Below are 22,007 nucleotides of genomic sequence, written 5' to 3'. Positions count from 1 at the left end.
CTATAACTTTTGTTTTACGACCCATAATTAGGGTATAAATATAGCTTATATTTTAATTTGTCTCAGTACTTAAGTCTATTATTAAGGTCATAAATATAAATTCCACTATTCGTTAACGCTAATAAGTGCACTTAAATATTAATCCTGGAATTGAACTGAGTATGCTATGCTTAGTTCTTTAAACTATTGTGTATACCAAGGATTAACCCCTATTATACTTTTATACAATTCAATGAAAATAGAAATGAATAAATTATTACTTTTCTTAAGTAGGGCGGTATTCGCTATGCTACTTTTTCACACACAAAACTCATTTGCACAAACCGCTATTGGTGTTCTAGATTTTAATGCTTCTGAACAGGATAAAGTCATTACTAATTTTGATGGTATTCATGGCAATGCTCCTAGGACAGTTGAAGCTTGGATAAAAACAGACGCAAATGGCATTAGTTATATTGCAGACTGGGGAGGTATGGGCACAGGTGCAAGATTTACTGTGATGGTTGATAATGGCAAACTGAAAATCACCATATCTGGATCTGGCAAAGGTGGAACAACAGTCATCAATGATAATCAATGGCACCATATCGCTGTTTCTTATGATGGCACAACAGCAAGAGGTTATGTTGATGGAAAATTAGATTTTTCAAAAGACCTTCTCGTAAATACTGCTTCTACTTATACCTTCCGTTTAGGTTGCAGAATAAATAGTACTTCTAATTTTTATCATGGTAATATGGCTGATGTTCGTATATGGAATGTTGCACGTTCTGCTGAAGAAATCAATGCCAATAAAAAGAAAGATTTTACCGTCTACACCCCTCCTGCTTCTCTGGTTGCCTTATTTCGATTAAATGAAGGTGTGGGAACAACTGTAACCAATAGTATTACAAAAGAAGAAGTTTTTTTGGGAGATAATGCATTAACTGAAATCGGTAATCCTGATTGGGTCATAGATCCAAGTTATTCATCTGCTGTCAATCTTGATAAAATTGTGTTACCAATTGAGGTTTTCGGTGAGGAAGGCGTAACTCGTTCTGAATATGTATTCTTATCTGATCTACAAGCTGATCAAGCAAAGCACTTATGGTTACAAGTCAATAATGTAGGGTATGAAAATAAAATCTCTGTAAGGGTTAATGATGGTAATAAAATATACCTCAATCACTCAACTGTAGATATGCATTACCAAGAAAAAGCTCGTGGTGGTATGACTTTGGGCGGATTCAATACCATTCGTTTTTCTATTCCTGTTGATAATTTTAAAAAAGGAGATAATAAAATCGCTTTTACTTTTGAACTTTCTGATGCGATATCAAGTGGTTTTAGGATAATACGATTAAATCTTTTAGATGAAAATAAAGAAAAGATGCTGGATGACAGTTACTTTATTGATGAAGACCCCAACCTCTGGGAACCTCTCTACAGTAGTGTAAATGATATTCAGGAAGGAGAATATTTATGGAGAAATGCCAACCTTTGGAATCATTATTTACCCGAAGGCAGACAAGGGTTCTGGTATGGTAACACTCTCCCAGATAGAAGACCAATCAAAGCCAAATGTAATTCTTGCCATACACAAGACGGTAGAGATTTAGAGATGTTTAGCTATTCTAATGAATCTATTATTGAAAGAGCTAAATTTCATGGACTTACAGCAACGGAAGGAAAAAAGATTGCTTCTTATATTAGGACATTGTCAGACAAACATGATAACGTTGAGCGAAGTGGACGTCCTTGGAACCCTCCCTACCAACCTGGGCCTGAAGTAGCTGAACTCGAACCACATAATTGGCATGCTGGAGCTGGTTTAGATGCTGTACTAGAAAAGGACAAAGATTTAATAGAATACATGTTTGAGGATGGTGTTGTTACTAAAGAGGGAGTAGATGATTTTTTTGATGCCCGAAAAATGGAGGACCGAACATTAACTCCTACTGCAATGCAATTCCCTGATTGGAAACATTGGCTTCCATTAGTTCACCCTATGGATGCTTATACTCTGAATGATTATTGGTTTACTGAAGACCTTGAAAAGAACCCTAATAAGGCCTACCCAGAATTAAGGGCTATTCTTCAATCTTCCGATTATGCCAATCAATTAGATTCCACTACAATTTCTGATGCTATCACCGACTTCGGGTGGTCATACCGTGGTTTTCACCACCAAAGTATAGAAGGTAGTTCTCCACACTGGAGAGCGAAAGAAGGAGATGCTTACCATTCAATTAACCCAGAAATCCCTAAAGAATTGGCTAAGAACAGTCTAGCGAAACTTAGAGCTGTTCAATATTTCGAAATATTCAACGAATTTAATCTTCAGGGTAGAGCTAAGGAAATATACAATCCATTAGACCAACCTAGTGAGAGACAATGGCTAGGTAGGGTTTACCATGTTTTTGAAGTTCCTCCACATTTTACTTCTTGTGAAATTGACGGAAACTGTGCTCATTTTGTTGGGCAACCTGAAGAAACAGGAGCCTTTGAGTCAACGGTATGGTATGCTTTGGAATTAATAATAGCTGGTGGCAATGGCGTCTCTGGAGCTAATGCTTCTATGGACTGGCAGTACCAACATAATTTTATCAAAAAATCAGGCGCTACATCAGGCATCCATGAACCTCTAAGGTATTTTAAATCACTCAACGCTATGTATCAAATACGAACATGGACAGGAGAACTAAGCCCTAATAATAAATACGGTTTTCGAATACGTCAACAAAGTCTCAGTTGGGTGGCCGGAATGTCCCCATCAAACGGTTTAGATGGATATGTACCAGGCTTCTACCTTAAACTTTTGGACCGTATTCAACCTGGAATGTCAAAATGGATTTTGGATGCTTTTATACAAAACTTCCTAAGGGAAGTAAATGAACCCCATAATGATTTATCAGCTTGGAACAGGTCTACTTATGGAAATGATAATAAACTGGATAAAGAACCTGAAACACCTAGAAATTCATTTACTTTTACAAGCCCTGATTATGGTTATTCTCACGACTACTATACGATCATTCCTTTATTTATAGAAATGGGTGCTGATTGTGACCTCATTGATGAGCTTATCGACTGGTGTCAAAGAGCTTGGCCGAGTTGGAACTGGTCTGCTCTAAAAGTAAATCAAAAACCGACAATTTCATTAAAAATAGATCATAACTATAATGTTGCTCAACAGGTTACAGCTACTTTAAGTAATGAAGGTACTACCCCGTCTATTCAATGGTTTGTAAATCATAATGCAATTAATAATAATGAGAATGAATTATTTCTTCCCTCAGATTATTTTTCTGAAGGAGATTCTATCACATTAGTTTTACAAAGTTCTAATACCTGTCTTAATGCAGAGAACAATAGCGTGGAAGAAACTATTGTTATCCCTCAAAGAGAATTAACAGTCACATTAAATGGTAATACTATTCAACATCAAGAAAGTACACCTGCCTATCTATTAGACTCTTTATATATCACTAATGAACTTGTGCTTCACCCTTACCTATGGCTCGATGCTATGCAGATAAAGCCTAATTATTCCCCTCTTGAAAATGAAGTTATAAATGAATGGTATGATAAATCCGGAAATGAGTTTCATGGTACCGAAACAGACATCAACTATCAACCTATTTATAAATCTAATGGGTATAATGGGCTTCCAGCGGTAGTTTTTGGTGAAAATTCAAGTGACCGCCTTGAGTTACTGAATAGTGAAGAAGACGATATGTTAGAAGAGGACTGGACCATTATTATAGTTGGTAAAAGTGAGAATCTTGACACGAATAATGACATTCTTGGAAATAGAGGAGGCAGTGGTAGTGAAGGGTTTATGATCCGATTTAATAAATCAGGAAAGCTGTTTTTAGAAACTGGAGGGAATAATAAATACTTTGGTAATAAATTTAGTTTTGGGACCAAATACATCCTCCAAATTTCTAAAAAAGGGAATGAACTTGAATTGTATGTCAACGGAAAAATAGAAGGAACACAAACAATACCTGATGACCTCATTTTTGGAAAGGGAAAACCGGTTTATATTGGACAAAGTTCTGACAAAAACTATGGTCAAACACGTTACCATAAAGGGCCTATCGCTGAGGTAATGTTATTTGATAGAACCGTGACAGAATTAGAAACCGAATTAATACATGGCTACTTGGCACATAAATGGAGATTAACTGAAAACCTTCCTCTCAGTCATCCATACAAAAACAGAAGCCCATTATCCTTTATTGTTACCTCACCCTCTGGCACAAAAGAAATTGATTTTGTCCATTCCTACCAAAAGGTAATAAGTAGTGATGATTTTGGGAAATTTGAAATTCATGATAATATCAATCCATTTGAATTTGAGTTAGTAGACAATAGTAATTCAAGAAAGGCCACTGTATCTTCTTTATTCAATGAACAAGTCTTGGAGGATATAAAAGTTTATCCCAACCCCACTAATGCACAATTTAAAATAGTATTGGAAGAAGGTAAACCACAGCAAATTGATGTTTTTGATATTCATGGGCAACATCAACTTTACCTTACTCCTACTAATGGCAGTTTTACATTGCCAGATCATTTACCCAATGGTATATACTTTGTAATATTTAGTGCTAACACTAAAAGGTATATATTAAAAGTAATCAAATCGTTATAAAACAAGGTAAATCAAAAAATCCTATCTTTTTTAGATAGGATTTTTTTTGTTTACAAAGTATGAGAAGACATTTGAATAATATAATCACTATTATTTGATCTTAAAACCACCATTAGATCGTATATAAATGATCGCTTCTTCCTTTGTAGAAATAGTATGCAATGCAGTTCCTTCTGATCCAAAATAACTTCCTTCATTTAAGTTTTTAATTGAACTTTCACTTGAAGAATGATACTGTAAATCACCCGATATAAGCACTCCTTTGAAACTTTCATGACTAATAATCTCACCCGAAAAATTCTCAGGTACTTTAATCATAAAGCCACTAAAATTAGTTTTACTTTCATGCCATAAAGTAGCAGTTTGTACATTCTTTGCTGTTTCTATCCAAGTAATATCGCTAGCATCTAACCAAACTACATTGGTTTGATCGATATTTACAGGGCGCTCACCACTATCAAATGCTTCCTCTTCCGGATGGACAAGATAAGGTCCTTCTTCAATTTCAATATACGCCAAAGCATTGGCCCCTTTCGCAGAAGTGATATGAACATCTCCTTTAGGTTGAGTCCAAAATGAACCTTTAGGCATCCACACATTTTCAGCATTGGGATCATTGTTATGTAAAAATCCTTCTATCACTATACCTCTGTATGAAACATTATGAATGTGCGGTGGAGATTGAAATCCGTCAGTAGGTTTTAATAGAAAACCTGTAGCCACTTTGCTATTTCTATCCCCCCATAAAGTACCTGCTTTTGGGGCTAAATCACCTCGCTTTGGATTCAAATGAGTCCAGTTTACTTCGGATGCTAAAACGAGTTCATATTTAGCTTCAGAATAGTGTTCTTCTTGGGTACTGTTATTAGTGCAAGAAGTAATAATTAATAAACTTATTATTGTAATTAGTGATAAAATCTTCATTATTTATATTTAAATTCAACTATCAAAAGTATAGTTACGAAACTAAATTCAGTATTTTAAAATTGCAATAACGGTCAAAAATGTAAGTACCTCTTTTAGGTGAAAATAGATCATTTTATAAGCTTTTTTAAGAAAATAATAGAGATTTTCAATAGAAAATGAAGAGCCAAAAATAAGTTCTGCTTTTGATGCTAAATCATATTATTAATAATCTTTAAATAATAAATGAGGTACTAATAATAAGCACTACCTTCGAACTACTGTACTCGATGTTATAAGAAAAAAGTACGTTACTATTTTACAACCATCATCAATTAAAAATAAAAAGTGAATAGAAGAATTTTAGGTAATATCCTACTTGCCGTTATACTTATTTTATCTGTTTCTGGGTTAGTTTTATATTTTACTCCTCACCAAAAAGCAACGACCTCAATCCATACCTTATTTGGTTTTGTTTTCCTCTTGAGTATAGTCTTTCATATAATCAATAATAAAGTCCCCATTAAGAATTACCTCAAAGGAAAAGGGAAGGGTAAATCGAAGTATAAACCGCTACAGGCTCCTCTTATTTTCATCATTGCAACGGGTGTTTCAATTGGAATTTTATATCAAGTCCCTCACTTCAATTCTTTATATGATTGGGGCAATGAATTTAGAAACCAACAGATCGGAAAAGAAGAGCAAACTTTTGATTATGAAATCATCGATCTTGATCAGAAATTAGGAAAACATACCATAAGTGTGGAGTTTAAAAAAGGAAAATCATTCCGACATCCCTTGATTGCTATCTGGGTAGAAGACACATTAGGCAACTACATTGAGACTTTATACATTTCTCAATCCATTTCTTCTAGTACATTCCAAATTGGGAAGAAAGTGGGAGATGGCTATGCTCCTGCTACTGTAAGACGACCTGAAGCTCTTCCGTATTGGTCACATAAAAGAGGCATCAAAGCATCTGATGGACTTTATATTCCTTTGGAAAGTGCTCCAGATTTAGATGGCGTATCTGGTGCTACCCCACTGAACAATTTCATTATTTCTTCAAAGAGCAATCTAGAGAATAATGGCCCCTTCAAAATTTTAATGGAGTTTAATCAGTCTTTCGATTGGAATGAATATTATTCAAAAGATCGTTTTCCTGATGATAAAATTTACTCGGGTTCTGGTGCTGTAGGGCAACCTTCCATGATCTATAAGGCTACTATTAATCCTGAGGATTTAAATCACAAAACATATAAATTGATGGAGTTGATAGGACATGGACATCACTCTGGACAAAATGGGAACTTATATACTGATTTGAAGAATATTACAACGGCTAAAGAAATAGCTGATAGAATTATACTGAGCATTGAATAGTTAGTATTCCACTTTTACATCCGATAAACAACTCCTTCTTGGAAAAGGTATTTAATATGAATTTATTGTACGGTCATTCAACATCCGAACAAAATAGTTATAAGAAAATCTTATAGTAATATAAAAACAATCAATTTTACAAATACCCAATACCGCCGTATGTTTGTATCGTAATCAATCGGAAAGCGGTTGAGATAAACAGATAACAAACATCAATCAAAAAAATAGATACACTATGTCACAAATCGGAAAACAAGTAGTAGATTTTAAAGTACAATCTTTTGAAAACAACGACTTCAAAACAGTTACTAAAGAAGATATTTTAGGAAAATGGTCTATCTTCTTCTTCTACCCTGCAGACTTCACTTTTGTTTGTCCTACAGAATTAGAAGACCTTGCTAACCTTTATGAAGATTTCAAAGCAACTGGTACTGAAATTTACTCTGTTTCTACAGATACTCACTTTGTGCACAAAGCATGGCATGACACTTCTGAAACAATCAAAAAAATCAACTACCCAATGCTTGCAGACCCAACAGGTGTACTATCAAGAGGTTTTGAGGTAATGATTGAGGAAGACGGAATGGCAGAAAGAGGTACTTTCATCGTGAATCCTGAAGGAGAAATCGTTTCTTATGAAGTAGTTGCTGGTAACGTGGGAAGAAACGCTGAGGAGCTATTGAGAAAATTAAAAGCACTTCAATTTGTGGCTGAAAATCCTGCTGAAGTTTGCCCAGCAAAATGGAAAGAAGGTAATGATACCTTGAAACCAAGCATCGATCTTGTGGGATTGATCTAAAAATATGCACACACCCTAGCTTTAAAACATTAGTTATATTTATACAATAGTTTGCTTTAATTTAAAAAAATCCTGTCTTGCTAAGACGGGATTTTTTGTATTTCAAAATAGTAAGGAATGTTTTGAATTAAGAATTAAGAGGGAAGAATTATGGTTCTTATTGTGGTTCAGTGGATGTTGCAATGCAACATCCCTACAACTGTATCCTTCATAAATGATATTCTACCAAAAATTGAAAGTAGGCTGTAGGGACGTTGTACTACAACGTCCACTGAACCATAACACGAACCACTTTTTTCACCTTCAAAATGCGAATTTCTTCTGTCCTTGGAATTACAAAAAAACGGCCACGCATACACGTAGCCGTTGAGAGAGAGAGATAATTACACGTTTATTAAAAGGTTAAACAATTATTTATAACTGACCATTAACTTCTTCGTGATCGTTTGGCCAGACTCGTCTGTGAAAGACAGGATATATATACCCGTTGTAAATTGTAATGGATTGCCAACTTGGAACAGCGATTGATCATTGACTTCAAATTCTTCCACTACACTTCCCAAAGGTGAGAAAATACGTACTTTACCTTTGATTTTCTTTAGCGTTTCAACCGTAAAAACACCCGTCTTACTTGGGTTGGGGTATACGGTGAATTCTAAAGCGGAAAGCTCTTCTGCCAATGAATTCGCTTTTCTTGAAGATGAACTACAAGCATCTGCTTCAGCTTGCGTTTCAAAACATTGAAGGCACCCTTGGAATGGTCGGCAAGGAGGACATTTCAATGTCAGTGAGGATACATTTTGAGCAAAACTCATGGAAAAGCTCCCTAGTATCATCACTAATGTTATATATATTATTTTTTTCATTTACTTATCAATTATAGTGTGTTGATGAACTTAACGATCTTGGCTTTTTCCTCTGCTGATAATGCATTGTAAGCATCACGGACTGAAGTTGCTTCACCATTATGCTTTTGGATGGCTTGTTCAATAGTCGTTGCTGAACCATCGTGCATAAATAATGTAGCTTTACCGTTTCTTTCTAAGATCTCCAAGTTTCTACCCAGTCCCCATAATGGAGGTGTTCTGAACGTACCGCCATTTACATCGTGTGTTTTCATATCAGAGAATGGTCTGATGTAAAGGTTTCTGAACTTCTCTGGTGCATCACTTCTCGTCTTTTGTGTTTCTTGGTGACAAGAGGCACAACCTACCTGATCAAATAACAAGTGACCGTCCACTACATCCTGATCTAAATAAGCAGCTGCATTTCTGTTAGGCACCGTCAAGAACTCAACATAAGCCACCAACTGTCTCATTTCTTCAGCACTCAGTGCCGTTGCAGGATCTACTTTATGATCATTGACCAAAGCATTTTTCACTTGCTGTTCCACCGTTGCTACATCACCATCCCATGTTAAAATAGCTTCAGCACCCTCTATGTATTGTAAAATACCAGTACCGAAAACTGGAGGTGCAATTCTTGGCCCGTCAGGTGTTTCCACCAATTCAGATCCTCTACCATCTCTAAAGTGACAATTTTGACAAGATTCTTCTCCAATTTTCACTGAACCAAATACTGGTCTTGAAGCAAGGGCTTCGTGCTGATCAGTCAAACCATGGAAAATATGATGCCCTTCTAAGAAGTCATCTACATCATCTGTGGATGTCAAAGTAGTGAGGTGCTGAGTGAAAATGGCATCTTGTTCTAAATCTACATGTGATCCTGCTGTAGAGAATTCCATCGTTGTAGAAGCATCACCTGCCATAGTTAGGCGAGGATCAGCAATGGAAGTTGAGAAACCTTTACCTACCACAATGTGCTGGAAAGTATTGTACGTTTGAGAGCTGATTCCCGGACTTGAGCCAATTGTAATTTCATAAGTCACTACATTACCATAATCCACTTGATCACCACAACAAGTGTTTTGATTATAGGCATAGGCAGGATTTGAATTATAAATAAGGCCATTGTCAAATGCTTCTATTCTTAGAATATTAGGAAGATTGGCATTGATTGTTGTACCATTTCCGCCAGTAGTTACTGTTGTAGAGTAACGCTCTAACGCTCTTAATTGAGAAGAGTTATTTTGAGAGTTGAAGATCAATTCAGTATTACCATCATGTGCTCTTGGGTGTCTGAATCTCATCCAGTTAGCAGAGTTTGATGTAATAGTCGGCTGTTGTGCCGGATCGATTCTATCATTCGGCTCTCTTTCATCATACTCAAACAAAGCAGAGTAAACGATTTGAGTACCTAAATCATCACTTGGCAAGCCTGCTTTTTTATATCTAAAGTAATAGTAATACTTATCATAACAGTTGGCTGGCACTTCTACCTGCATCACTCCTTTTGAAACATCTGTCATTTCAGCCTCATAATATTCTTTTTGATTACAAGAACATACAAATGTCCAATCATGATCTCCAGGTCCATCATATACTAAGCCCACTCCACCTACAAAGTGCGATTGTGCCCATTGGAACAATACAGACTCACCGGCTCTTACCTCAATTGATCGTCCTTCTATATCGTGCGTCCAACCATAAGTACCAGGCGTTCTACCATTGATTGGTGTTTTCAATGCTGGCATCATATACTCATGATCTGGAAGTTTAGGCAATCGATCTACAAGTGCTAAAGACCAAGGGCCGACGTTATGTCCTTTTATATCCGTAGTGGATTGATCTTCAACATAGAAGTATAATTCTTGTCCGTCTAAAGTGACTTGATATTGGTCTGTACAATCAACCTGACCAAAATAAACCGCTCCTACTGAATTTGTAATTCCACCAGGGTTATTCACCAATTCAGGATCTTCCACCAAAACAGGAGACCAGGCTTCTAAGCATTCTGTCGTTTCACAAGTGCCAGAAGTAGTATACATTGCTCTACCTGGACTAGATGAACCTGAAGCTCCTGCTAAATAGGCTCCTTCTTGTGAATTACTCAACACTGTTAATACTGGATCAGGTAAGTTGGGTTCTTCTGTTCCTCCAGAAGTTCCAGTTTGACAAGGCGTACTGTCTACCCCTTCACCTACCTGTACTTGTATACTATGAATACACTGTCCTGTAGGATAATTGTCTCCTTGGATTCTTACTTCAAGCGTATAAACTTCTCCTGGAACCACTACAGATGAAAAATCTGCCTCATAACGATTTCCTTTATCTGAATTTCGGTTCACACCACCTTCAGCTCCAGCGCCATTTAATGAGATCACAAAGAAAGAAGGGGAATGAGACACATTTTGGTGGTAAGCAACTCCGTCAGAGTTTAATCCGAAAATAAAGTTATCTCCTTCTAACTCTGGACCAATCGGTTGATCATCACATGGATTACATACTTCAGAACAAGAACCTCCACAATCAATACCTTCTTCGTCTCCATTTTTAATTCCATCACTACATGTAGGAAGAACTACGGTTGAAGCTGAGACCATATGCCAAGTTCCAGTAGGCTGATCCCCGTTTGTATCTCCAGGTTGATTGTCTCCTATATAAAAGTATAAAGGCTGATCATTGTAGGTCAACTGTAATGTACCATCGCAACGGCCACTTAATCCAAAAGTACCATCAAGTTGTTCTGGTAAGTTTGGAATCTCTAATAATTCAGGATTATCAACTAAAACAGGAGGCCAATTATCGGCACAATTCCCTTCGCATTGACTGAATTCATCTGTGTCATTATCCCAAGTGTAAATTGTGTATCCATCTTGAGAAGAACCTGAAGCACCAATTAGAATCACCTCATCTCCTTCTGTTCTAGCACTTACCAGTGGTGCTACGCCCGGAGTACAATCACATGATCCACCACAATCCACAGCCGTTTCATCTCCATTCTGAATGCCATCTCCACAAGAGTGTGTGATTTCAAAATTAGCTGTAACTGATACATTTTGTGCCGGCATTGTGATAGTAGTATTTGGAGCATTCAAATCAGCGATTCCTGCCACATCACCAGTCCATTCCGTAAATATAATCCCTGTACCTGCAGCAACAGGTGGTTGTTCCCATTCGATAGTAACGACTTCTCCTGCTTCATATTCACCATCACCTGAACCATTTTCAACGTTCAAAGCATAGGTTTCAATACAGATGTTTGGACAATCACCTCCACAATCAATACCTGTTTCGGTACCGTTTTGAATACCGTCAGTACAAGATGGTACAAGCTCTCCTGTGAATATCACTCTATCCACATTTAAAGCGACATCTCCACTTTGGAATTGCACATCAAAAGTGGCTCCTGCAGGAACATTTACGTTTGCACTTACGGATTGGTAATTTCCAACCCAAGCTCCTGTTGAAGAGAAATTGACATCACCGGCATCACTACCATTGACATAAATAGAAATTTTACCGCTTAGTTCTGAAGCATAAACAATTTCTACTGCAGTGGCAGAAGGGGCATTTGTGATACTGAAACCCGCACCTATTTCAGAAATATAGGCAACACCTTGTCCACCACTTGCTGTACCGTCATTATAAACAGCTGCACTACCTAATATTGAGCTCGTTTCAGCTTCTACAGTATTTGAAGTTGGAGGAGGAGTGGTAATACAGGGCTCGCAAGAACCGCCACAGTCTACTCCTGTTTCATCTCCATTTTGAATCCCATCATCACAAGTGGGCAATGGATCGGGATTATTACCCGAATCTCCTTTTGCAACGGCAGTCACCGTATATTGGGGTGAAATATACTGTCCATTTGTTGCTGAAATTTTTAATTGGATAGTGTAATCACTTCCCGCGGAAGCACTAGCGATTTCTCGTTCCCAGCGACCATCCACTAAAGCACCGCTTCTACAATCGGCATCAAGACAGATGTAGTTCCAACCGTCTGTCCATTCGGGTTGGTTTTCAAAATAGATGATTCCCACACCATTTTCCACTTCTACTCCATATTCTTGAGCTTGTGTAAAAGAACTAACAAATAGGGATAGTAAAAAAGTAGAGAAAAGCGTTAGCAATTGACCGTTTCGCTGGTAAAAACGGTTTTTAGAATAAGCCTTGGAAAGCCTATTCCATTGAGTAATTAATTCATTCATTTTTCTGTTATCGTGTGATAAATTGAGCTACAGTATTTGGTAATACAGTAGCAATAGTTCCTCTAAATGTATCACACGTACTATGAAGATTTATAATCTAGATCTACTACAAATCTACTTGCACCAACTACTTTTTTGATACGCTATGAAAAATGAAAGAATTAATAAATCGTCAGCCAACTCACTAAATCTAATGATGGATTAAGTGAGTTTTGAAGTAAAAAAAACAGGGTATTATTTATCAAGAGATACTCCGTATATAGGTATAAACAATGTTATTATTGAAAATATGAGATCAATTTCCTCGAAAATAGATTTTATGGCATCAAGACTATTTAGGAGATTGTAGTAATTTGAAGTAATGATTATCTGCTCATTTCTTTTAAAGAATTAACCCTTCTTTTTTATCATAAAAATACTTTTTGAGTAATCCCTCCTCAAAAGTTAAAATGATTTGTTGGTAAATAATCTACTATGCTCGAAGTTTAATATTAATAAAATATTAGATGTTTACTTCTTTGTTGTTAACCTGTAATATTACTGCTTATCTATACATAACGTAGCAGGCTACGTGTCTACGGAAGGTTCGAACATTCTACTAAGCTTCCTCCTGTAGACGCGTAGCCTGCTACGCTAAAACATGAAGGTCTATAGAACCGAAACTAAGAGTATATTTCTAAAGTTATTAATAAAACATACAAAAACGTAGCAGGCTACGTGGCTACGGAAGGTTCGAACATTCTACTAAGCTTCCTCCTGTAGACGCGTAGCCTGCTACGCTACATTATTTCTGGATTTCAAACCCAGTTTATGAAAAACTAGGATGACTTCAACATTTTCTCCAATACCTCTTTTACCTTCATCATATCATCTTTATTGATATTGAGGCAACCTAAGGTTTCCATTAATTCATTTGGAATTTGAGCGGCTTCCTTTTGAAGTTCTTTTCCTTTTTGGGTCAAAGAAATGGTCACTACACGTTCATCTTCCTTTGAACGCGTTCTTTCAATTAATGCATTTGTCTGCATTCTTTTTAATAAAGGCGTAATGGTATTGGTTTCCAGAAGAAGTTTTTCTGTGATTTCCTTAATGGGAATTCCATCCTTTTCCCACAACACTAAAAGCACGAGATACTGAGGGTATGTGACCCCCAATTTATCCAACATTGGTCGGTATTGTTGAGTGATAAACCGAGATGCCGCATACAATGGAAAACAGAATTGGTTATCAAGTTTTAATTGCTCCATATTATTGTGCATTTTTTCTTTCTCTTAAATATTTCCATCCGCCAGAAGACCATAATGCCCACACTACCAATAAGGGTTGGAATAATAAACGAATAAAACGTTTTGTATCTGTATTCAAACCAAATGAATCAATGTGATTGACATATTGATTGATATTTCCGGGGAAGATCAAAATAAAGAAAATTCCTAATGCAATGCCTGTTTGTACTTTAAAGTTTCGTCCGTAGATCATTAATAATGCAAAAGCAATCTCTACCACACCAGAAGCCAATACCACAAAATCAATAAAAGCAGGATCAGTGGTTAACCAAGTAGGTACTTGTGCTTGAAATGCTATACGACGAAAAGTCATATGACCGATGCCCGCATAAAGCATTGCAGACCCTAATAATACTCTAAAAATATTTTGTACTGTAGATGTTTTTACCTGTTGCATAATTTATATCGTTTGTATTTATATCGTTCACGATACAATTATAGATGAATTAATATTCATTTCAAAATTATGGGCATAATTTTAAGGAAAAAGAGGGAAGAGTTAATAATTGTGCTTCCCTCTTAATTCTTAACTCTTACCTAAAACAGATGTTTTGATATTAAGGCGTTGCTCCTTTTTGGGTACACACATAAGCGGCTACCTCCACGGCTTCTTTATGCAACTCTTTTAAACCTTTTTGTTGTAATAACCCCATTACCATGGTAGCAGTAAACGCATCTCCTGCCCCAATGGTATCTGCAACGTCAACTTTTGGTGTTTTGAAATAAGAGTCTTCTTCAGCTGTAACTAAATAAGAACCATCAGTCCCCATGGTTAGTGCAATCATTTTCAAGTCGAAAAATTCAATCAGTGCTTTTAGTCTTACGATCGTTCTACCTTCTATCTGAAACATGTCGATTAAGACTGTAATCTCATCTTCATTGATTTTAAGGATATCCGCTTCCAACAAATGCTTTTCAATTAAAGCTTTATTATAATAATGCTGACGTAAGTTGACATCAAATATTTTCAGACAATGTTCGGGAACAAGTGAGAGTGCTTCTTGGATACTTTCTGCACTTTGAGGAGCTCTTTGTGCTAAAGTGCCAAAACAGATCGCATCAGCTTGTTTTATCTTTTCTTTGGCTTCTTCTGAAAGCTTTATATCATCCCAAGCTACTTTTTCATGAATAGTATAAGTTGGCTCTCCTTCTTCAGATAATGCAACCGTCACTGTTCCCGTAGGCAACTTTGATGTATTAAGGAAAGAAGCCACCTTTTTCTCTTCCAATAACTCTTCTATCTGCTTCCCTAATTTATCATTGGAAATGGCACTGACTGCATAAGCTTCTGCCCCTTGTTTTGAACAGTGGTATACAAAATTAGCCGGTGCCCCTCCTAGCTGTTTTCCATGTTTTAAAATATCCCAAAGGATTTCACCTATACCGATTACAATTGGTTGCTTCATTTCAATTCTTTTTTTAGCTAAGATAAGGAAGTGGGTGGAGATTAGGTAATCATAATAAGTTGGAAACTGAATAATAAAAAATATGCTTAGAAAAGAAGAAATTACTTTATTCGTTTTCTTTCTTAGCACAAGGACAAGTTACCCAAATCTCCGTTTTCCTTTCTACTATTACAGAATCGCCATTGTCATTTAAAATGGGTTGGAAGGTAGGTAATTCAAATTTCCGAGGAAAGAAGTCTTTTGGTTCAAATCCTTCAGGTATTTCCCCAATTAATCTCAAATTAGAAACCTCCCCGTTTTTTTCTACCAGAAAAGTCATTTCAAAAATAAAGGTATTGTGAAAATCGTCAGCCGATACTTCTCGAACATATCGGCTAGGAATTTTTAAATCTCTTCCAACTAGCTTAGACATTATGAGGAGTTGTGCTTCTTTTGTTGAATCATTCTCAATTTTTGAAAGTACTCGTTTCTTGCCTTCAATATCAAAATAATCAAATTGCTCAGAATCTTGATTAAAGACTTTATACTTAAGCCCATCAGTATCAAAAATGACACTATCTTTTATTGTTTGAGACCAACTATTGAAAGTAATAAAAACCAATAGGACATATAAAACTCGAAATATTTTCATACGATACATCTAAATATAATACCTTCCTTAGGATTGATTTTCAAGCATCTTTTTTTCTAAATATTCAATAGATTCTTTGTGACCACGTATGACTGCCTTATCTAATGGTGTCCTATTATATTTGTCTTTTAAATTGATATCAACACCATTATTAAGGCAAAATTCTATTCCGACAATATTATTCCAATCGACAAAATTATGTATATGAGGAAATGCTGGCTCATTGTTCATTAAGTCAGCTCCTAATTTTTTTAGCAGTTCTAAAATTTGAACATCCTTCATTCCAGCTGCTAAATAAAACCCTTGCTTTTGAACTTCTTGGATGAAGTATTCTTTATGATCAGAATAATAGTATTCAACAATCTCTTTTGAATGATTAAAAGCTAAGAATAACGGAGTTCTACCAAGAGACTTTCTTTTTATATTGGCACCAGCTTCGGCTATCGCTTTAAAACATTCATAATTATTATTGGAAACACACAGTCCCAAAGGTGTTCCTGTATACTTTAGATTTTTATCAAGTTGACTTTTCCCTACCTTATTCAATCGATCTAAAATCTTATCTGTGTCATTTTCATAACATGCATAAACTAGAGTATTTTTAATTTTTTCACTCTTAATCGATTTTTTTAGTACTTCTTGTCTTTCAGGATCAGTAGGTCTGAGTCCAAATTCTTGAAAAAGTGTCAACTCAAACATGTCTTGATTAGAAAGTTCTGGATTAAAAAAAGGGATTTTCTTTACTAAAGGCTCATTCTTTTCATCTTTATATAAGATTACTAAACCCACACCTTTAAAAACTTCTTGTATAGAATCTGAATAAGTTTTGAAAACATCAACTGTCTCATTTACATACTCAATTAGCCCTTCATTTATTTTATACAATCCACTAGCACAAGATAAATCCTTGGACATTATGATATAAACATATTCCTCCAAATTTATGGAATTGAAAATATCATTTATCAGTTTCTTTTCCTTACTTAAGTCACTCATTTTTTATTTCAATAAAAAAGCACCAAAAAAAGTAACGGTATCCTCACCATTATTATAATCCATTTTACACTCCTCCGCTAATGAAGAGACATTGATACAATAGGCTTCAAGTGAAGCTCTTTTCTTCTCTGGATATTTACAAGGTTCATTGTTGATGATTGTACATTCCTTACATACAGTACATGGACCAGCCCTAAGATCAAGATGCTTTTCATAATGTAAATCTATTTCTTTACTGATTTTATTTGCTACCACATCATGCTTTTTAATAGCTTTTCTCACTCCATGATTATCAAAAGAACCTATATAGCTATTGACAGTTTGATACACTAATGCTTTATTATAACCTTTTGCTTCAGCTATTATATCATCAACCTCACCTACAGAAGGTGGACATGCATAGTTTTTACCAAAATGTCCACAATGATTTACTTCACAATAAGCTCTTAATTTTTCATCAAATATAATCTTTTCAATATCAATGATATGTGCTTTGAAAGCTCCTTTATTTTGGCACACATTGATCATTTTTTTTTCTTTTAGCATAAGTTTGTTTCTTTCATTCTAGACGGTTACTACCCCAAAAAACAGATAAAGATTTACTTTAAATACAATAGTTTTCTCTCTTGAAATCTATGATTTCTTCTGCATTGTTTTTTATTAAAAACTGAATAAATTCATTAAAGCCATTTTCAATTTTAAAGAGCATTTCTTCTTTATACAATGGAAATAAGCCATAAATATTGACAACACCATTTGATGTTTTTATGATTTGGAATTCTTCTGGAAAAGTAACTGTTGGAAGAACCAAGCATCCACAATAAGCTGTGTCATCTGAATAAGAACTCATGTTTTCATCTGCTTGTATTGAATGTCCTACTCCTATCCATGTATCATAGAAATGTGGAAATTTAGCAGATTGTTTTACCATTGAAATGATCCAATCAAACTTATTTTCACCAGTATACACTTCTCCAAAATCGACACCTTTGGGAATAAGAACCATCAATTCAGCAAATTTATAGGTATCTGATTCATTGGGTATATCAATGACATTCATCGCCATTGAACTCATTCCTGAAGTCATTAAGATCTCAAATTCCAACCCTTTCGGTTTTATATGATATACATCTAGATGAATATCCAGAGTAGGTATTTCATGGAAAACATTGATTTCTGCATCAGGAAAAAAAGTATTAATATGCTTCTCCACTAATGCATAGTGTTCCTGATATTGTTTCTTGTTTTTGAAGTTCATAAGTTATTTCGTTTAATATCTATTTTCTTAGTACTAAGGTAATATAGGGGTCTTTTAAAATCGATTAACCAACTAAGGTGTATTTAATATGTAACTGCGTGTACCAATAGAATCATATATTAACTCATACGAAGAATTATTATTATCATGCTTATAGCTATTTATCCATGAAGGTATTAGTTCAGCCGTATAAGGATACCCCTTCAATCTTCCACTGCTAAACTCTTTCTCTAGTGTTTTTAGGAGTTGAAGAGTACTATCAAGATTTGTATTCTTATCAAAACTGATCTCAATAATTTTTCTATGCTGTTTTTCCTTATCTACACTATTGAAATGAAAAAGTATTTCATCTAAAGTATTTGGTGTCCAATTTATAATCTTATAAAATTGAGATGTTTTTGGACAGCATATACTGGTAGAGAAGCAAAAGTTAGCGTAATTATTAGTGTAGTAAATTGAATCATTGTAATGAATTCTTAAATAATCATTCGGAGCTATATGATCATATTTTTTCATTACAGTCCAAATCAAATTATATAAGTCAATTGTTTTATCTAGAGAATCTACAACTAACGTAGGTATTAGTTCCTGATGTTCAAAAGGTAAAAATTCTACTTGATCATAATCAATTTCTCTTTCACCATGATCTGTGCATGAAATAAATAAGATGAAAATGAAAATCTTTTTAAGGTGCATAAAAGGTTTGTTTATGATTAGCTACTATCAACAAATTTATTGCTTTATTTCACTGTATAAAGGTCATTCTTAAATTTAATTTCCATTTTCCCTTCATCCCACTCTTGGTTTAAAACATAATCTTTTTTTGCATTATTCTAGATAAAGTTTCACCAAAGACTTATTTAGAGATTCTTTTTGAATTGAGGTAAAATTTCTTTCACCTTCTCCTTTAACTTTTGATTGATCAAGTAAAACTTTAATTGCCCAAAATCACCGTCCAAGAGAATTTGATCAGATGCTTTAAATATATAATTTCTCTTTTTGAATTGAAATCTCACCTCGGCTATTTCGAATACCTGTGATTTCTGTTTAAAGAAAGTAGTCGTCCATTCTAAAGTCAAATGTTGCCTCTCTAATATAACATTTGTAAGGTATTTTCTCGGATAGAGCACAGTATATATTATAGCCCCTATTATAGCCCCATGGCAAAAGCCTCTATTGATTGGAAACCCAGGGTTCAACTCTTTGATTATTAGCACAAAAATCCAAAAAAATAATGGCAGTAGGTTATTTAATATTACTTTTAGTTTCATTTGTTTTATTGCTTCAACCAATAATGATACATCTTTTGCTTACAGTTCTTTAAAAAATTTCTGAAATTTAGGTATTAATCTATCTTATTACTATTTCTTTAGTCCTCAACTTCTTCCTCCACTACAGGAATACAAGAATTATCCTTTGTTCTGATCATGACACTCCATCCATCAATCTTTAATTCATTAAATTCCTCAACAGACATACCTGCAAACTTAAAATACATCTTTTTAAAGCATGAACAAGATGTAATTCCCATTGAATACCATATCTCTACGGTGTCCCCATTGGCATCCAACTCTACAGTGACATCTGATACTTCCAGCAATTTTATATTATAGACTCCTGTTACAGAATCCATTTCTAGATAAGCTTCTATATTTTGGTATCCACAATTTATGCAAAGGCCTACAGTTGCTGTGAGTGTATCATTTTCATAATTCAGATAATGAATTCCGAGGGAATCTGTACTTGTTATATCTAGACAGTTTACGTATTGAAAATCTAGCATTTTGGCTTTCTTTTGGGCAAAACCTTGATGAGTTAGGATAACTAGCAAGAATAAAAAAAGGAGGTGAAGTTTTTTTTGTAATATCATAATTTAAAAAAAGGAATTGAATAAATGTGACTAATCCATTAACCATTGAAAAATTAGTTCTGAATTTCTTCTGTCTGACTTGATTTACCAATATACTTTTCCAATGTCTTATTCCACTCAGCTTGAACTTTAGCTTCAGTTAATTTTGTAATAGAACAAACAGATTTAATAATACTTTCGAAATCTTTCGTATCCGATTTCATTAATTGTCTTAATCCATCGTCACCCTTTAAATTATAAATAAGTTCACAAATACCAGCACCTGCAGGATATGCAGTTGGATATCCATTGTATCTTACTTCCTGAGAGATTATAGATTTAAAATTGATTTTCTCTGGACTAGTTTTGAGGTCTGTCGCTAATTTTTTCATCAGGTTTTCGTATTCCGTTTTATTCTCCCTTGTGCCTAAGTATACAGCCAAACCTTCTTCTATAATGTAACCACGGTTTGGGTTCTCTGGCAGTAATTTATGCACAAATTCATGAGGGTAATATTCATCTCCTTTAGCAGTCAAAATCATACCTTCACGAGCCTTTCCCGTTGTTATACCAACAAAATAAAAGTCAAAATTTTCAAGTAATCCCATATCATCTATACTGTTGGTCACATAGTATTTAAATGTGCTTTTGTAGGCAGGATTGAACCGCTTTATTATTTCTGAACAAAATTTTTCTGCATTTTTAGCTGCCGTTTTATCAAAGGAATGATTGGGGGGATAGACGTATTCAATAATACCGCTTCTCTTAGTTGACCATTTTTTTGATATTCCAACGATTAAGTTTTCCAAAACCCATTGATCATTTTCCTTAATAGCGTTTAGTTTTTGAATACACCATACTTTTGAACCTATATATTTAGGATTAGTTGTGTTTGATGCGAATAAGACTCTTATTTGGTATTTTTCTCCCAAAGGCTCTACTGACATTACAAAAGGAGAGAAAGCACGAAATAAATAAGTAGCATCCATTCCCCCTTGAAAAATGCTGACTCTTGAAAAGTCGAAATCATTATAAAGTTCTTTTTCTTTTTTATTCCAATAGGGGTTATTATAAATAGAGTCAGGTTTTGACTTATAATAGTTTTCGTAGAGCTGAATTATGGATCTTACATCTTTGGAGGTGGTGTCAACTCTGGAACTTACAAACAGTTTAATTGGGTCATTGCTTTCTTGAGCACAAATCTGATTTAACCCATTTAGAAGAAATAATAATACGAATAGTTGTCTCATTATTTAGTTGTATTTTCAATGAAAAATGAATCAGTGTAATGTGGAGTATCAATCATTACATTTTTATTACAAGCCTTACAGTACATAATAAGTCTCTAGTCAAAACTTATGAAATCTGTTCATCTTATAGTTTGCTGTAATAGATATCTAAAGTTAATTGATTTTCGAATAACATAAAACAATTGCTTACAATGATGGGTTATGTGACTTTCCCTAAGGTGGCTTCTTTCAATCAACTTTACACTGAAATTGAGGAGTTCAAGGACGATTCTGTGAGAAATTAGCAATGAAATTATCCTACCTTACTCGATTGGCGTTTTGAATCTATTCTTTTTAACGTCAATAATTTTGCGATTACTTCCTTCAAAAAACGTATTAATAGAACCACTACTAATACGTTTTTTAGCGTTGTACTCACAAAAAATAAATTAGAATTAACTATGATTAATTGGTAATGGATGATTTAGGTTGATTCTTTGTTATATGTATATGAGACATTACAAAGAAATACGTTGTCCTCACTGTGAAGGCAACGATATAGTGAAAAATGGTCATAG

At 34.8% G+C, this 22,007-nt stretch carries 17 protein-coding genes; 3 read left to right on the top strand and 14 right to left on the bottom strand.

Annotation, left to right across the window (positions count from 1 at the left end; genetic code table 11):
• The first annotated feature begins 244 nt into the window (after positions 1 to 244).
• Positions 245 to 4,639 (top strand): LamG-like jellyroll fold domain-containing protein, encoded by a 4,395-nt coding sequence (locus HHU12_RS28985; protein WP_169660233.1) that lies wholly within the window; start codon positions 245 to 247, stop codon positions 4,637 to 4,639.
• A gap of 90 nt (positions 4,640 to 4,729) precedes the next feature.
• On the opposite strand, the gene HHU12_RS28980 is transcribed toward HHU12_RS28985, so the two are convergent.
• Positions 4,730 to 5,563, bottom strand: a complete 834-nt coding sequence (locus HHU12_RS28980) for a DUF4437 domain-containing protein (RefSeq protein ID WP_169660232.1) — start codon at positions 5,561 to 5,563, stop codon at positions 4,730 to 4,732.
• Between the two features lie 327 nt (positions 5,564 to 5,890).
• Between HHU12_RS28980 and HHU12_RS28975 the strand changes: the two genes are divergently transcribed.
• Entirely contained in the window at positions 5,891 to 6,925 is a 1,035-nt protein-coding gene (locus HHU12_RS28975; RefSeq protein ID WP_169660231.1) for a DUF4405 domain-containing protein, read from the top strand.
• Between the two features lie 235 nt (positions 6,926 to 7,160).
• The gene (gene ahpC / locus HHU12_RS28970) at positions 7,161 to 7,724 is read left to right on the top strand and encodes an alkyl hydroperoxide reductase subunit C (protein WP_169657947.1); all 564 of its coding nucleotides are present in this window, start codon (positions 7,161 to 7,163) and stop codon (positions 7,722 to 7,724) included.
• A gap of 410 nt (positions 7,725 to 8,134) precedes the next feature.
• Here the strand turns inward: ahpC and HHU12_RS28965 are convergent, their stop codons facing one another.
• The 13 genes from HHU12_RS28965 to HHU12_RS28905 form a co-directional block, all read right to left on the bottom strand.
• Entirely contained in the window at positions 8,135 to 8,590 is a 456-nt protein-coding gene (locus HHU12_RS28965) for a T9SS type A sorting domain-containing protein (protein ID WP_169660230.1), read from the bottom strand.
• A gap of 11 nt (positions 8,591 to 8,601) precedes the next feature.
• Entirely contained in the window at positions 8,602 to 12,774 is a 4,173-nt protein-coding gene (locus HHU12_RS28960) for a di-heme oxidoredictase family protein (protein WP_169660229.1), read from the bottom strand.
• Positions 12,775 to 13,592: 818 nt separating this feature from the next.
• Complete coding sequence (locus tag HHU12_RS28955; protein WP_169660228.1) at positions 13,593 to 14,021, bottom strand: MarR family winged helix-turn-helix transcriptional regulator; 429 nt, start codon at positions 14,019 to 14,021, stop codon at positions 13,593 to 13,595.
• Between the two features lies 1 nt (position 14,022).
• A complete protein-coding gene (locus HHU12_RS28950; protein ID WP_169660227.1) occupies positions 14,023 to 14,457 on the bottom strand; it encodes a DoxX family protein in 435 nt (144 codons plus the stop codon).
• Between the two features lie 160 nt (positions 14,458 to 14,617).
• Positions 14,618 to 15,466, bottom strand: a complete 849-nt coding sequence (locus HHU12_RS28945) for a carbohydrate kinase family protein (RefSeq protein ID WP_169660226.1) — start codon at positions 15,464 to 15,466, stop codon at positions 14,618 to 14,620.
• Between the two features lie 106 nt (positions 15,467 to 15,572).
• Positions 15,573 to 16,097, bottom strand: coding sequence for a hypothetical protein (locus tag HHU12_RS28940; protein WP_169660225.1), 525 nt, complete (start codon positions 16,095 to 16,097; stop codon positions 15,573 to 15,575).
• A gap of 27 nt (positions 16,098 to 16,124) precedes the next feature.
• The gene (locus HHU12_RS28935; RefSeq protein ID WP_169660224.1) at positions 16,125 to 17,093 is read right to left on the bottom strand and encodes an ankyrin repeat domain-containing protein; all 969 of its coding nucleotides are present in this window, start codon (positions 17,091 to 17,093) and stop codon (positions 16,125 to 16,127) included.
• Positions 17,094 to 17,096: 3 nt separating this feature from the next.
• Positions 17,097 to 17,639 carry a DUF2284 domain-containing protein gene (locus tag HHU12_RS28930; RefSeq protein ID WP_169660223.1) on the bottom strand — a complete coding sequence of 181 codons (543 nt, stop codon included), beginning with the start codon at positions 17,637 to 17,639 and terminating at the stop codon, positions 17,097 to 17,099.
• Between the two features lie 58 nt (positions 17,640 to 17,697).
• Complete coding sequence (locus tag HHU12_RS28925) at positions 17,698 to 18,351, bottom strand: suppressor of fused domain protein (RefSeq protein WP_169660222.1); 654 nt, start codon at positions 18,349 to 18,351, stop codon at positions 17,698 to 17,700.
• 72 nt (positions 18,352 to 18,423) lie between these two features.
• Positions 18,424 to 19,047, bottom strand: a complete 624-nt coding sequence (locus HHU12_RS28920) for a hypothetical protein (protein WP_169660221.1) — start codon at positions 19,045 to 19,047, stop codon at positions 18,424 to 18,426.
• Positions 19,048 to 19,211: 164 nt separating this feature from the next.
• Positions 19,212 to 19,622: a hypothetical protein gene (locus HHU12_RS28915; protein ID WP_169660220.1), complete on the bottom strand. Its 411-nt coding sequence runs from the start codon at positions 19,620 to 19,622 to the stop codon at positions 19,212 to 19,214.
• 98 nt (positions 19,623 to 19,720) lie between these two features.
• Complete coding sequence (locus HHU12_RS28910) at positions 19,721 to 20,134, bottom strand: hypothetical protein (RefSeq protein ID WP_169660219.1); 414 nt, start codon at positions 20,132 to 20,134, stop codon at positions 19,721 to 19,723.
• Positions 20,135 to 20,274: 140 nt separating this feature from the next.
• Entirely contained in the window at positions 20,275 to 21,450 is a 1,176-nt protein-coding gene (locus HHU12_RS28905; protein ID WP_169660218.1) for a hypothetical protein, read from the bottom strand.
• Between the last annotated feature and the right edge of the window lie 557 nt (positions 21,451 to 22,007).

It is taken from the genome of Flammeovirga aprica JL-4 (assembly GCF_012844305.1).
In the GTDB taxonomy this organism is placed as follows: Bacteria; Bacteroidota; Bacteroidia; order Cytophagales; family Flammeovirgaceae; genus Flammeovirga; species Flammeovirga aprica.
The sequence above is the reverse complement of the archived record's forward strand: the minus strand, read 5'-3'. Positions and strand labels throughout refer to the sequence as shown.

Excerpts from the sequence above, each read along its gene's own strand:
- HHU12_RS28945 (WP_169660226.1), bottom strand. The coding sequence starts at position 15,466 with ATGAAGCAACCAATTGTAATCGGTATAGGTGAAATCCTTTGGGATATT.
- HHU12_RS28920 (WP_169660221.1), bottom strand. The coding sequence starts at position 19,047 with ATGCACCTTAAAAAGATTTTCATTTTCATCTTATTTATTTCATGCACA.
- HHU12_RS28955 (WP_169660228.1), bottom strand. The coding sequence starts at position 14,021 with ATGGAGCAATTAAAACTTGATAACCAATTCTGTTTTCCATTGTATGCG.
- HHU12_RS28950 (WP_169660227.1), bottom strand. The coding sequence starts at position 14,457 with ATGCAACAGGTAAAAACATCTACAGTACAAAATATTTTTAGAGTATTA.
- HHU12_RS28905 (WP_169660218.1), bottom strand. The coding sequence starts at position 21,450 with ATGAGACAACTATTCGTATTATTATTTCTTCTAAATGGGTTAAATCAG.
- HHU12_RS28965 (WP_169660230.1), bottom strand. The coding sequence starts at position 8,590 with ATGAAAAAAATAATATATATAACATTAGTGATGATACTAGGGAGCTTT.
- HHU12_RS28925 (WP_169660222.1), bottom strand. The coding sequence starts at position 18,351 with ATGAACTTCAAAAACAAGAAACAATATCAGGAACACTATGCATTAGTG.
- ahpC (WP_169657947.1), top strand. The coding sequence starts at position 7,161 with ATGTCACAAATCGGAAAACAAGTAGTAGATTTTAAAGTACAATCTTTT.
- HHU12_RS28910 (WP_169660219.1), bottom strand. The coding sequence starts at position 20,134 with ATGCTAGATTTTCAATACGTAAACTGTCTAGATATAACAAGTACAGAT.
- HHU12_RS28935 (WP_169660224.1), bottom strand. The coding sequence starts at position 17,093 with ATGAGTGACTTAAGTAAGGAAAAGAAACTGATAAATGATATTTTCAAT.
- HHU12_RS28980 (WP_169660232.1), bottom strand. The coding sequence starts at position 5,563 with ATGAAGATTTTATCACTAATTACAATAATAAGTTTATTAATTATTACT.
- HHU12_RS28985 (WP_169660233.1), top strand. The coding sequence starts at position 245 with ATGAATAAATTATTACTTTTCTTAAGTAGGGCGGTATTCGCTATGCTA.
- HHU12_RS28960 (WP_169660229.1), bottom strand. The coding sequence starts at position 12,774 with ATGAATGAATTAATTACTCAATGGAATAGGCTTTCCAAGGCTTATTCT.
- HHU12_RS28915 (WP_169660220.1), bottom strand. The coding sequence starts at position 19,622 with ATGAAACTAAAAGTAATATTAAATAACCTACTGCCATTATTTTTTTGG.
- HHU12_RS28930 (WP_169660223.1), bottom strand. The coding sequence starts at position 17,639 with ATGCTAAAAGAAAAAAAAATGATCAATGTGTGCCAAAATAAAGGAGCT.
- HHU12_RS28940 (WP_169660225.1), bottom strand. The coding sequence starts at position 16,097 with ATGAAAATATTTCGAGTTTTATATGTCCTATTGGTTTTTATTACTTTC.